At 68.4% G+C, this 12,616-nt stretch carries 11 protein-coding genes; 5 read left to right on the top strand and 6 right to left on the bottom strand.

The window, feature by feature from the left end:
• The first annotated feature begins 25 nt into the window (after positions 1-25).
• Positions 26-1,141, top strand: coding sequence for a ferritin-like domain-containing protein (locus tag BHQ18_RS14035; RefSeq protein WP_069414229.1), 1,116 nt, complete (start codon positions 26-28; stop codon positions 1,139-1,141).
• Here BHQ18_RS14035 and BHQ18_RS14030 read toward each other — a convergent pair.
• Together BHQ18_RS14030 and BHQ18_RS14025 are read right to left on the bottom strand one after the other, a co-directional pair.
• Positions 1,130-1,618 carry an SRPBCC family protein gene (locus tag BHQ18_RS14030; RefSeq protein WP_069414228.1) on the bottom strand — a complete coding sequence of 163 codons (489 nt, stop codon included), beginning with the start codon at positions 1,616-1,618 and terminating at the stop codon, positions 1,130-1,132. The two genes, BHQ18_RS14035 and BHQ18_RS14030, sit on opposite strands and share 12 nt — an antisense overlap.
• 2 nt (positions 1,619-1,620) lie before the next feature.
• Positions 1,621-1,947 (bottom strand): ArsR/SmtB family transcription factor, encoded by a 327-nt coding sequence (locus tag BHQ18_RS14025; protein ID WP_069414362.1) that lies wholly within the window; start codon positions 1,945-1,947, stop codon positions 1,621-1,623.
• Between the two features lie 149 nt (positions 1,948-2,096).
• On the opposite strand from BHQ18_RS14025, the gene BHQ18_RS14020 reads away from it, so the two are divergent.
• From BHQ18_RS14020 to BHQ18_RS14010, 3 genes are all read left to right on the top strand, one after another.
• Positions 2,097-4,130: a toprim domain-containing protein gene (locus BHQ18_RS14020; RefSeq protein ID WP_069414227.1), complete on the top strand. Its 2,034-nt coding sequence runs from the start codon at positions 2,097-2,099 to the stop codon at positions 4,128-4,130.
• A 9-nt stretch (positions 4,131-4,139) separates the two neighbouring features.
• Positions 4,140-6,278, top strand: a complete 2,139-nt coding sequence (locus BHQ18_RS14015; protein WP_069414226.1) for a DNA gyrase subunit A — start codon at positions 4,140-4,142, stop codon at positions 6,276-6,278.
• A gap of 91 nt (positions 6,279-6,369) precedes the next feature.
• On the top strand, positions 6,370-7,140 hold the full coding sequence (locus tag BHQ18_RS14010) for a DUF1906 domain-containing protein (protein ID WP_069414225.1): 771 nt from the start codon (positions 6,370-6,372) through the stop codon (positions 7,138-7,140).
• Positions 7,141-7,149: 9 nt separating this feature from the next.
• On the opposite strand, the gene BHQ18_RS14005 is transcribed toward BHQ18_RS14010, so the two are convergent.
• From BHQ18_RS14005 to BHQ18_RS13995, 3 genes are all read right to left on the bottom strand, one after another.
• Complete coding sequence (locus tag BHQ18_RS14005) at positions 7,150-8,238, bottom strand: coiled-coil domain-containing protein (RefSeq protein WP_069414224.1); 1,089 nt, start codon at positions 8,236-8,238, stop codon at positions 7,150-7,152.
• Positions 8,239-8,451: 213 nt separating this feature from the next.
• Positions 8,452-10,239 (bottom strand): hypothetical protein, encoded by a 1,788-nt coding sequence (locus BHQ18_RS14000; RefSeq protein WP_411550518.1) that lies wholly within the window; start codon positions 10,237-10,239, stop codon positions 8,452-8,454.
• A gap of 126 nt (positions 10,240-10,365) precedes the next feature.
• A complete protein-coding gene (locus BHQ18_RS13995) occupies positions 10,366-10,737 on the bottom strand; it encodes a DUF488 domain-containing protein (protein ID WP_069414223.1) in 372 nt (123 codons plus the stop codon).
• A gap of 104 nt (positions 10,738-10,841) precedes the next feature.
• Between BHQ18_RS13995 and BHQ18_RS13990 the strand changes: the two genes are divergently transcribed.
• Positions 10,842-11,678, top strand: a complete 837-nt coding sequence (locus BHQ18_RS13990) for a DMT family transporter (RefSeq protein WP_069414222.1) — start codon at positions 10,842-10,844, stop codon at positions 11,676-11,678.
• Between the two features lie 8 nt (positions 11,679-11,686).
• On the opposite strand, the gene BHQ18_RS13985 is transcribed toward BHQ18_RS13990, so the two are convergent.
• The gene (locus BHQ18_RS13985; protein ID WP_131815689.1) at positions 11,687-12,550 is read right to left on the bottom strand and encodes an NHL repeat-containing protein; all 864 of its coding nucleotides are present in this window, start codon (positions 12,548-12,550) and stop codon (positions 11,687-11,689) included.
• Positions 12,551-12,616: the final 66 nt, after the last annotated feature.

The following is a 12,616-nucleotide window of genomic DNA, read 5'->3' as shown; positions in this document are numbered from 1 at the left end:
CCAGATCCGGTTGAGGGGGCGTGCCATGGCCACCAGGGACAAGTACACCGAGGTGCCCGCACCGTACGCCTGGGAAGTTCCCAGCGCCGGCGAGGCCCGCTTCAACTGGGAGTACGACGACGGCCGCGCCCGGCTACTTTCCCTGTACCAGAAGGGCAAGGACAAGCAGTGGGACGCCCAGTCGCGCATCGACTGGACCCTCGACGTCGACCCGATGAACCCGATCGGGTTGCCCGACGAGTTCCATCCTCTGTTCGGCAGCCCGATGTGGGACGCCGCCGACGACAGACGCCGCGCCGAGATGCGCCAGCACTCCCAGGCGTGGCAGTTCTCCCAGTTCCTGCACGGCGAGCAGGGAGCGATGGTGTGTGCGGCCAAGATCGTCGAGGTCGTCCCGGATCTGGACGCCAAGTTCTATGCCGCCACCCAGACGATGGACGAGGCCAGGCACGTCGAGGCGTTCTCGCGGTTCCTGCACGAGAAAGTCGGGATGGTCTATCCGATCAACAAGAACCTGACCGCTCTGCTCGACGACACCCTGCGCGACTCCCGTTGGGACATGCCCTATCTCGGTATGCAGGTCCTCATCGAGGGGCTCGCCCTGGCCGCGTTCGGCGTGCAGCGCGATCTGGCGCAACCGGGCTCGCTGGCCAAACAGCTGCTCGCCTATGTCATGCAGGACGAGGCTCGACACGTCGCGTTCGGCCGGATCTCGCTGAAGGACTACTACGCTGCGCTGACCGAGGCCGAACGCGATGAGCGGGAGGAATTCGTCGTGGAGGCGTGCTACCTGATGCGCGACCGGCTGCGCGGCGACGAGGTGTTCGAGACCCTGGGGCTCGACGTCAAGGCGTGTGCCGAGTGGGTCGAGACGGCGCCGATGATGAACCAGTTCCGCTCGCATCTGTTCAGCCGCATCGTGCCGATCGTCAAGGACATCGGGCTGTGGGGCGACAAGGTGCAGAAGGCTTTTCGCGATATGGGTGTCCTCGACATGGGCAGCTTCGACATCGAGACGCTGATGAAGGCCGACGAGGATCAGGCCGACGCGCTGGACAAGGCACACGCCGAGATGGCCACCCGTGCGAAGGAAGTGGACGAGACGATCGCGGCGGCGGCCCTGCCGGTGTCAGCTGGCTAGCAGCGCGTCGATCTGGTTGAGCGCCTGAGCCGTGCCCTCCTCCACACCCATCTCGAGCACCTTCTGCAAGCCTTCGACCGACTCGTATGTGCTGATGTAGGTGGCTCTGGTCGCGCTGTCACCTATCGCCTCGAAGGTGTAGACGCTGTGCGCGACGGGCATATCGCCGGCCGGCTTGAGGTCAGCGTCGGCGAACCCGTCTTCGAAACTGAAGCTGCGCGGTTCATCGACAGCCGTGACCTTCCAGTAGCCGCCGTACTTCTCACCGTCGGGTCCGGTCATGTAATACGTGACCGTGCCGCCGGGCGTCAGCGCATGCTCGACCACGGTGGCCGGGTAACCCGGTGGCCCCCAGATCTTCTCGAGCTGGCGCGGGTCGGCGTAGATCTGCCAGACCCGCTCGACGGGCGCCGCGAACTCTGCGGTGATCGTCAAGGTGCGGTCGTCGATGTTCTTACTGGTATTGGTGACAGGCATGGTTATTCCTCGCTGAGTAGGTCATCGATGCGAGCGATGCGACCACGCCAGACGTCCTCGAGCTCAGTGAGCATCGACGCGACTGACCGCACCGCCTCCATGTCACCACTCGCCAATTGCTCTCGCCCCTGGCGACGCTTGGAGATGAGGCCGGCCTTCTCCAATACGGCGACATGCTTCTGCACTGCGGCGAAGCTCATGTCGTACTGCGCCGCGAGCGCCGTGACCGAATGCTCGCCGGCCAGCACCCGACGGAGGATGTCCCGTCGAGTCCGGTCAGCCAAGGCGTGGAAGAACGCGTCCGCCCTGTCCTCGTCCTGATCGGCCACCACGACAATATACAACCGATCGGTTGTACGTTGTCAATCGGTGTGCCGACATCGTGATCTGGACCGCCGCTCGGGTTACGCGGAGATGTCGGTCCCGCCGTCTACGATTCCTGCGGCCCCCTTCTCGGTATCGACACAAAGGACCAGCAGTGAGTTACACCGCCGCCGACATCACCGAACTCGATGATGTCCAGCACACCCGCCTGCGGCCGGCGGTCAACCTGGGGCTCGACGTACTAAACACCGCGCTGCGTGAGCTGATCGACAACGCCATCGAAGAGGTCGCCGTTCCCGACCACGGCGGCTCCACGGTCACGATCACCCTGCACGCCGACGGATCGGTCAGCGTGGCCGACGACGGCCGCGGCCTGCCCGTCGACACCGATCCGAGCACCGGCAAGAACGGCATCGTCAAGACGCTCGGCACGGCGCGGGCCGGCGGCAAGTTCTCCGCGCACACCGACGCCACCAGCACGGGCGCCGGCCTCAACGGAATCGGCGCCGCCGCAGCGGTTTTCATCTCCGCGCGCACCGACGTCACGGTGCACCGGGCGGGCAGGACCTACGTGCAGTGCTTCGGGCGCGGCTATCCCGGCACCTTTGAGGGCAAGGAGTTCGACGCCGACGCACCGTTCACCCGCGCCGACACGCAGAAGCTGCGCGGCACCGGCAACCGCAAACCCGACCTGCACGGCACCACCGTCCGAATCCTGTTCGACCCTGCCGTGGTTCCCGACACCAGCATCGACATCGGCGAGGTGCTGCTGCGCGCGCACGCCGCGGCCCGGCTGTCGCCGGGTGTGCACCTGACCGTCGTCGACGAGGGCTGGCCGGGCGAGGAGGTTCCGCCGGCGCTGCTCGAGCCGTTCACCGGCCCGTGGGGCACCGACACGCTGCTGGACCTGATGTGCACCGCCGCCGGCACACCCGCGCCCGACATCCGCGCGGTCGTGGAGGGTCGCGGTGAGTACACCACCGGCCGGGGCCCGACCCCGTTCCGGTGGTCGCTGACCGCGGGCCCGGCCGAACCGGCGACGGTGGCCGCCTTCTGCAACACCGTGCGCACCCCCGGCGGCGGGTCCCACCTGACCGCCGCGATGAAGGGGCTTTCCGAAGCGCTGGCCGACCGGGCGTCGCGGATGCGTGACCTGGGATTGGCCAAGGGCGAAGAAGGGCCGGAGCCACAGGATTTCGTCGCGGTCACCGCTTTGGCCGTGGACACCCGGGCACCCGATGTCGCCTGGGACTCACAGGCCAAGACCGCGGTGTCGTCGCGGTCGTTGAACGTGGCGATGGCCCCGGACGTGGCCCGCAGCGTCACGATCTGGGCGGCCAACCCCGCCAACGCCGACGCCGTGTCGTTGTGGACCAAGCTGGCGCTGGAGTCGGCGCGGGCGCGACGCAGCGCGGAGGGGGCGAAGGCGCGGTCGCGCGCCGCGTCGAAGGCCAAGGGTCTGGGCACGAACCTGTCACTGCCGCCCAAGCTGCTTCCCAGCCGTGAGACCGGCCGCGGATCCGGTGCGGAACTGTTTCTCTGCGAGGGTGATTCGGCGCTGGGCACCATCAAAGCCGCGCGCGACGCGACGTTCCAGGCGGCGTTCCCGCTGAAAGGCAAGCCGCCCAACGTGTACGGGTTCGCGCTGAACAAAGCCCGCTCGAAGGACGAGTTCGATTCGATCGAACGCATCCTGGGCTGCGGTGTGCGGGACAACTGCGACCCGGAACTGTGCCGCTACGACCGGATCCTGTTCGCCTCCGACGCCGACCCCGACGGCGGGAACATCAACTCGAGCCTGATCTCGATGTTCCTGGACTTCTACCGGCCGCTGGTCGAAGCGGGGATGGTCTACGTGACGCTGCCGCCGCTGTTCGTGGTCAAGGACGGCACCCAGCGGATCTACTGCCAGGACGAGTCCGAGCGCGACGCTGCCGTGGCAAAGTTGAAGGAGACCTCCAAGCGCAGGGTCGAGGTGCAGCGCAACAAGGGGCTCGGCGAGATGGATGCCGACGACTTCTGGAACACCGTGCTGGATCCGCAGCGCCGCACGGTGATTCGCGTACTTCCTGACGATGACGAGAAGAAGTTGCATCACACGTTGTTCGGTGGACCGCCCGAGGGCCGGCGGACATGGATGGCCGACATCGCCGCCCGTGTCGACACCAATTCCCTCGACCTGACCTAGGAGACCACCGTGACCGCAACCCTCGACGTTCCGGAGCAGAACCCGGATCTGGTCCTCGACCAGAGCGCCGACGACTACTGGAACCGCTATCAACTGACGTTCGCGCTGTACAGCGTCAGTGACCGCGCGATCCCGTCGGCCTACGACGGCCTGAAGCCCGGTCAGCGGCGTCTGCTCTATCAGATGCACGAGTCCAAGCTGCTGCCCGGCAACAAACCGCAGAAGTCGTCGAAGATCTGCTCGGCCGTCACCGGCAACCTGCACCCGCACGGCGGTACGTCGATGTACGGGGCCGCGGCGCTGATGGCCGCCGATTTCCAGCGCGTGAAAGTCATTGACGGGCAGGGCGCTTTCCCCCGCATCCAGGGCGACATCCCGGCCGCCGACCGCTACACCGAGATGCGGCTGTCCGCGCCGGGCGCCGCGCTGACCGCCGAACTCGACAGCCACGCGGTGCCGATGGTGTCGACTTTCGACGGCGAGTGGATCGAACCCACGGTGCTGCCCGCCCAGTGGCCGGTGCTGCTGTGCAACGGCGCTGTCGGCATCGCCGAGGGATGGGCCACCAAGGTGCCCGCGCACAATCCGCGCGAAATCATGGCTGCCTGCCGCGCGCTGTTGAAGACCCCGAACATGACCGACGACCGCCTGGTGAAGATGATTCCCGGACCCGACTGGGGTTCGGGGGCGAGCGTCGTCGGCACGGCTGGGCTGCGTGAGTACATCACCACCGGCCGCGGGCACTTCACGGTTCGCGGGACGCTGTCGGTGGACGGTAAGAACGTCATCATCACCGAACTACCGCCCGGCGTCGCGAGCAACACTGTGCAGGAACGGATCCGGGCGCTGGTGGAGTCCGGGGAGCTGTCCGGCGTCGCCGACATGTCGGATCTCACCGACCGCCGCAACGGGTTACGGATCGTCGTCACCGCCAAACGCGGCCACAGCGCCGAACAGATCCGCGACCAACTGCTGGCCCTGACCCCGCTGGAGTCGACGTTCGCCGCGAGCCTGGTGGCCCTCGACGAGAACCGGGTGCCGCGCTGGTGGTCGGTGCGTGAGCTGATCAAGGCGTTTCTCTCGCTGCGTGATTCGGTGGTTCTGCATCGAAGCGAGTACCGGCTGGAGAAGGTGACGGCGAGGCGTCATCTGGTGGCCGGGCTGATGACGATCCACCTCGACATCGACGCCGCAGTGGCGGTGATCCGCGGATCGGAGACCGTCGACGAGGCCCGTCAGGGGCTGCAGGACCGCTTCAAGATCGACGCCGTGCAGGCCGACTACGTGCTGGCGTTGCAGCTGCGCCGGCTGACCAAGCTCGATGTGATCGAGCTGCAGGCCGAGGCTGAACGGCTCGACGCCGAGTTCGCCCAGCTCACCGAACTGGTGTCGAATCCCGATGCGCGCAAAACGGTGATCGACAAGGAACTCGTCGAGACCGCCAAGCTGTTCAAGGGCCCCGAGTTCGACCGTCGCACCGTGCTCGACCTCGACGCCACCCCGGTCACCTCCGGCGCCGGCGAGGACGGCCCGCGCGAACGCAAGGTCAACACCGCCTGGCGCCTCGACGACCGCGGCGTGTTCTCCGACCGGCACGGCGAGCTGCTGACGTCCGGCCTCGGGTGGGCGGTGTGGACCGATGGCCGGATCAAATTCACCACCGGCGGTGGTCTGCCGTACAAGATCCGCGACATTCCGGTCGCGCCCGACATCACCAAGCTGCTGGGGTCGGGTGTGCTGCCCGAGGGCTTCCACCTGGCGCTGGTGACCCGGCGCGGCAAGATCCTGCGGATCGATCCGGCCGCGGTGAACCCGCAGGGTGTGGCGGGCAACGGCGTTGCGGGTGTGAAGCTGGCCACCGACGGCGACGAGGTCATCGCCGCGCTGCCGGTCTCGTGCGCCAACGGTGAAGCGATCCTGTCGTTGGCCGAAAAGAGCTGGAAGGTCACCGAAGTCGCCGATATCCCGGTGAAGGGCCGCGGCGGCGCCGGCGTCGGGTTCCATCCGTTCGTCAAGGGTGAGAGCGCGTTGCTCGCGGCGTCGATCTCGGCGACCGGTTACGTGCGCGGCAAGAGGTCGGTGCGCGCCGAGAGTCGGGCCAAGGCGTCGATCAAGGGCTCGGGCCTAGAGGTTACCCCGGCCGGGTGACCCGGCGCTCCGGGCAACGGATCGGACACGAACCGGCATCGTCAGCCCTCGCCTCCACTGTTCACAGCTGTCACTTTGGTAACTTCGCGCCGTGCAGGTATCCCGGCGCGACGCGCTGCGCTACGCCGCCACGGTGTCGGCACTGGCGGGCCTCGGTGCCGCATCGGTGGGACGGACCGCGCCGGCGGCCGCGGCCGCGCGCCCGACGCTGATCGACTTCGCGATGCGCCAGATCCCCGCGCAGGACATCCGGGCCGCCGGGCACGCCGGCGTCATCAACTACGTGTCGACCTCACGGCCCGGGTCGTCGTTCGGCGCCAAACCGATCACGCTGCCCTACGCCCGGTCGTTGAACGCCGCCGGCCTGGTGATCGTCAGCAACTACCAGTACGGCAAGCCCGGCGGGACGGCGCCGTCGGACTTCACCCGCGGCTATCCCGGCGGCGTCGCCGACGCGAAAACCGCCTGGCACTATCACGTCGCCGCCGGCGGCGGTCGCACCGCGCCGATCTTCTTCAGCGTCGACGACGACATCGACCGCCAGGCCTGGAACAGCACCGTGCTGCCCTGGTTCCGCGGGATCAACTCGGTGCTCGGCGTGCAGCGCACCGGCATCTACGCCGGCATCCGGCCGTGTCAGTGGGCGGCCGCCGACGGTGTCATCGGCAGGTCGGGTTCCCCCGGCCACGTCTGGGCGTGGCAGACCCGGTCCTGGTCGGGCGGCCAGATCTATCCCGCGGCTGTGCTCTATCAGCGCATCATCGACACGGCCTCGAATCCGGGGCCGGTGGTCGGCGGCATCCGCGTCGACGTCAACGACGTACTGGCCCAGGACTGCGGCCAGTGGAACTTCCATCCCTGACGGCGGGAGTCAGCGCGGCAGCGTCGTGATGTGCACGTGGTCGAAGTGACCGTAGCCGGACGCCTGCGGACCGGCCGGCGTGTAATAGGTGCCCCGCCAGATCACGTCCTGCAGCCCGAAGCGTCCGGCGTTGGCCATCGCGAACGCGAGGATCTCGTTGCCGAGCGCTATCCCCTCCGGGCTCTGGTGGTTGGGGATCATGATGTCGATCGCCAGGCCGCGGGGGTGCCACGGCTTCGAGTCCGGCCGCACGCCGTCGATGTCGCCGATCTGCGGGAACCGTGCGCTGACCGCCCGGGCCGCCATGATCGTGTTGGGCTGCAGTCCGGCCTCGTTCGCGACCCCGACGGGCAGCGCCTCCAGGTTGTCGGGCACGACAGCGGCCAGCGGCGACGCGGGCTCGCCGGGTGGCGGCGGCGGTGGTGCGGGCGCCCCGACGGGCGGGGGCGGTGGCGGCACTGCATTGTCGATCACGGCCTGCTGCTGCGGGGTCAACGCCGCGTACTGCGCCTCGGCTTCGGCGATCTTGCGCAGCAGTTCCTTCCACTTGCCCTGCAGTTCGGCGCCGACGGCCGCGGCCCGTTCGGCGGCCGCGCGGGCGTCAGCGGCCGACTTCTCCGATTCGACGGCGGCGGCGGCCGCGCGCTCGCTGGCCGCCTTGTAGGCCTTCATCTGGTCGGCCGTCGTCGCGGCCACCACCCGCTGCAGTGACAGCCGGTCGATGAGTTGTTGTGGTGAGGGTGCGGTCAGCAGCGCCGCCATCTGACCGTCGCGGCCGCTCATGTAGTTCATCGCCGCGATCCGGTCGACCGCAGCCTGATACGGCGCGAGCTGGGCATTGGCGGCGGTAAGTGCGTCCAGGTCGGCACGGTGACGGTCCTCGGCCGCGGTCTGCTCGGCCCGTCGTGCCTCGGCGTCGCGTTGCGCGGCGGTGACCGCCTCGCGGGTCTGCAGCGCCTGACTGGACAGTTCGTTGAGTCTGGCCAGCGCGTCCGCGGCCGGGTCGGCGTGGACGTGGCCCATCGAGATGGCCAGCGTCAGCGCAACGGCCGCCGAAACGCACACCCTACGTCGAAGGTATTGGCGCACCCGGCTCATTCGGTTTGTCACGATCTTTCGCTACTAGGACCGATGTTGGCCCGGCGTTCTCGTCCCGGGACAGGTTACGAAGTGCTCACGACGATGTCCACTCGTCCGTGCGTCGCGATCGCCGGGCGCGCCGACCGCGCACTCACCGTCCATGCACAGCCCGACACCCGCTCTGAACTGGGCAAACTGCGAATTACACACATGTTATTCACAGCGTACGCGTCAGGGCTGGAACAGGATGCCGTCGTCTGAGGCCCGGGCCAGCAGCATGGGGATCGTCAGCTCGCCGTAGCCCTCGTGCACCGGGCCGCGCGCGGTGCCCAGGAAGGGCACCACACCGGGGTCGGGGATGACGTCGAGGTGGTAGGCCTGCACGGCGGGCAGGTGGTACTGGAAGAAGTTGACCAGGAAGTCGAGCACGAAGATCGCGCTACCGATCAGACCCTTACCCCACAGCGTGGACGCGTTGTACAGCGGCGTCATGGCGGCCGGGTCCCCGATCATCACGATCGGCCCGTAGTGCGGCTTGCTGCCGCCGCCGGGCTCATAGGGCGGCATGAACGGTTGCAGCCCGGGCAGGTCGGTGGCCATGTAGGGCGCGGTGCTGCCGTAGGTCCCGATGTTGACGAACATCGAGTCGGCGCCATTGCCCGCGACCGTGGTGTTGATGCCGGGGGCTTCGAAGCCGACGCCGGCCAGCCCGATCTGCTGCGAGACGTACTGCGCCTCCCAGCCGCCGAGCGAGTGGCCGGTGACGAAGATGTCTTCGTCGCGGTAACCCTGCAGCGCCGCCTCGGCCCGGACCCGCTGCGCGAAGTCGAGTGCGTTGTGGAACGCCCACGGGGTGGTTCGCGTGAAAACCACCTGCAGATCGGCGATCAACTGCGGGATCACCATGAGCGGGTTGAACAGCAGGTTCGTCCCGCCGGTCGTGCCCTGGTAGGCGATGATCACCTGACCTTCCGGCGTCACCCAGGCCTTGCCGACCATGCCCGTGAAAATGTTGGTCTCGGCGAGCTGGAAGCCGTCGACGACGAACGGCTGCAGATCCCCCGGCGTGGACCCGAGCACGTACGCCGCCGAGGCCGCGTGCAGGAACTGCGCGACCGTCGGAGTCACCCTGTCGGTCGGCCCGTCGTAGACCAGCGTGGGCACCACCGGCTGCACCGGCGGGGTGTCCCACAGGCCCAGCAGACGCTCCACCTCGCGGAAGGCGCCGAAGATCAGGTCGTTGATCGGGCCGAGGCCGATCGGGAGCGTCGGGCTGTTGGCGTACGAGGTGAAGTCCAGCACCTCCAGCACCATGTTGACGATGCGGCCCGGCAGCTCCAGCAGCTGGGCGATCGGCGACAACGGTTGCGGCGCAACAGGTGTCGTAATCTCGACCGCGGCCACCGGGACGTCGGCTGCTGCGACCGCGGCTGTGCGGACCGGCGCGGCGAGCGTGGCCACCGTGGCGCTGACGGGCTCGGCTTTCAGCCGGCTCGACGTGACCAGCGCCTGCTCGAGCGTGGCGGTGTCACGCTCGACAAGCGTTTCCGGCGTGGCCGGATCGGATTGGCCACCGCGCGCTTTCGTCGTCTCCGGAACCGGAGCCGGCGCCGGCGCCGGCGGCTCGATGTCGTCGTCAGTCGGCACGTCGACCTCGGGTGCCGACGGCTCGATCTCCGCTTCCGCTTCGTCGTCGGCCTCGACGGGGGTGTCGTCGAGCCGCGTGTCGGAGGACTCGTCGGTCGTCTCGTCGTCGCCGTCGGCCTCGTCGTCGGGACCGGACGTGTCCGGCGTCGTCGCGGCCTTCGCGGCGGAGTCGGTGCCCTGCGCCGGGCTGGAATCGCCCGGACCGGTCGAGGTGCTGGTGCTGGTGCTGGTGCCCGAATCGGAATCGGGCGAATCGGCCCAGGCGACGCCGGGCGTCGCGCCGAACGCGATGCCCGCGGTGAGCGCGAGCGCGGCTATGCCGTAGCGAAACATCCCACGCCCGAGGCGGTCGGTCGGATCCACGTGCTCCACTGCTGACGACTCCTCACATCGCCGGGCGCACGCCACGGCCTGGATGACAACCTACATAGTCAGGCGGGGTGACCATTACGGAATTCGGGCACATACCTTGGCGGCCCGCCGATTCCGTGCTAAGTGTCAGCCGTTGCCGCCGGTGAGCAGCCGACACAGGACAGCGGCCTCGCTGATATCGGGATCCTTGGTCGCGGTGAGCAGCGTCAGGCCTCGATCGGCCGCCAGTTCCTTGAGGTGCGCGAAGGCCGCCGCTGCTGCGGGTTGCTGCAGTTCGTCGCGGTACCGGTGGGCGAATTCGTCGAAGCGCGCCGGGTCGTGGCGGTACCACTTCCGCAGCTCGGTCGACGGCGCGACGTCCTTGCACCACTCGTCGAGGTGTGCGCTCTCCTTGCTGATCCCGCGCGGCCAGAGCCGGTTCACCAGTACCCGGGCACCGTCGTCGGGCCGAGGTTCGTCGTAGATGCGACGCACGCGCACCTGCCGCTGGTCGCTCATCACACCTCCCGGGCCAACCTTGCGCTGCACGACGGCCGATGTCCACCGTCACCCGGTCGAGGGGTATGCAGTTCGCATGCGAAACGTCCAGCCATACCCGGTTGATGCCTGAAGCCCTGGCGCTCGGCGCCGCCGTGGTGTTCGGGCTCGTCCACTTCTTCAGCGGACTGCTCGCGCGCCGGGCCGACAGTTGGGCGGTAGCGCTCTACGGGCAGATCGGCGGCGTCGTCGTGGTGGCGGCCGCAGCGGTCTTCTGGCCGGCGCCGCAGCTGACTCTCGAGTCGATCGCGTGGGGGGCGCTGTCCGGAGTCGGCACGGGTGTGGGGGTGGCGTTTCTCTACCGCGGCCTGAGCACCGGCCGGATGAGCGTGGTGGTGCCCGTCAGCGATGTCGGCGCCGTCGCGTTGCCGGTCCTGGTCGGGGTGGCACTGCTCGGTGACCGTCCCACCGCGCTGGCGTGGGTCGGCGTCGCCGCGGCGTTACCCGCGTTGTGGCTGGTTTCGCGCAGCCGCCAGGCGGAGTCGTCACACGCCGAGACCGGCACGCTCGACGGTCTGATCGCCGGCGCCGGTTTCGCGCTGCAGTTCATCGCGATCTCACGGATCGACCTCGAGGGCGGTCTGTGGCCGATTCTGGCCGCACGGATCCTGGCCGCGGTCACCATCGTTCCGCTGGGCCTGCGCAGCGGCGCACGCCTGCGCCTGCCCCGCCGGTTCGTGCTGCCCGCGTGTGTCGTGGGGGCGGCGGGTTCGGTTGCGATCGTCCTGTACTTCCTGGCCACCCAGGAGCAGCTACTCGCGCTGGCCACCGTGCTCGCCGCCCTCTACCCGGCGATCCCGGTGCTGCTGGCGATGCTCTTCCTGCACGAAAGGCTCAGTCGCCCACAGGTAGTCGGCCTGATGCTGACGGCCGCGGCGATCGGGTTGATCTCGCTGGGCTGACCGGGACGCTACTTCGCGGTGAGGCTGACGACCTTGAGGCCCTCACCCCTGATCGCCGCGACGACGTAGACGTTACCGTCGCCGTCCACGGCGATCCGCGTCGGACTCTGAATGTCGTTGAACGGTAACTGCACCCAGTCCCCACCGCCCGCAGGCATCCGGGACACCGTGCCCGCCTTCACGTCGGTGGCGTACAGATTGCCAGCGGCGTCGACCGCGAGACCGCCGGCGTCGGCCGGGGCGCCCTCGACCACCTCGGCAGTCGTGGCGTCCTTCGCGATCTTGACGATCTTGCCCTCCGACGACGCGTAAAGGTTGTCGTCGGCGTCGATCACCAGGTGCCCCAGTTCACTCGCGCCGCTGACCGGAACCTCGGTGGGCGACTGCGCCCCGGGGGCGAGCTTCAACAACACGTCCCGCGAGTTGTCGCCCAGGTACACCGTCCCGTCCCGGGACACCGCCAGACCGCTCCACTCCCGGAGTTCACCGAACGGCAGCGGTTCGGGCGTGGTGGACCCGGGTTTCAGCGTCTGGACCTGGTGTTCGAGGGTGACGAAATACAGCGCGCCGTCGGGTGCGACCGCGAGCGTCGACACACCGAACCGGGTGTGCGGCAGCGGTTTCGGCCTCTCTTCACCGCGGGTGTAGGTCAGGATCCCGATGCTGCCGCCCATGTACAGCGTGTTCTTGGCGTCGACGGCCAGGCTCGAGGCGCCGATCGCGTCGAACAGCACACTCTGCTGACCGGTCTGCACCGGCACATCCGCGGCGAGGTTCGTCGGCGAGGACTCCGACGAACACCCCGCCGCGACAGTCAACGCGAGCGTGCTCAACACCGCGATGAGACCGCGCAGTGCTCTGTCGGTATTCACCCCGGCATCTTAAGCGGGCAGATTCTTTGACAGGTGTCAGAAAACTGATACCTTGCGAGTGAGGCA

It is taken from the genome of Mycolicibacterium flavescens (genome assembly GCF_001722335.1).
Taxonomy (GTDB): Bacteria; Actinomycetota; Actinomycetes; order Mycobacteriales; family Mycobacteriaceae; genus Mycobacterium; species Mycobacterium flavescens.
Note: the sequence above shows the minus strand (reverse complement) of the source record. Positions and strands in the feature narration are given on the sequence as shown.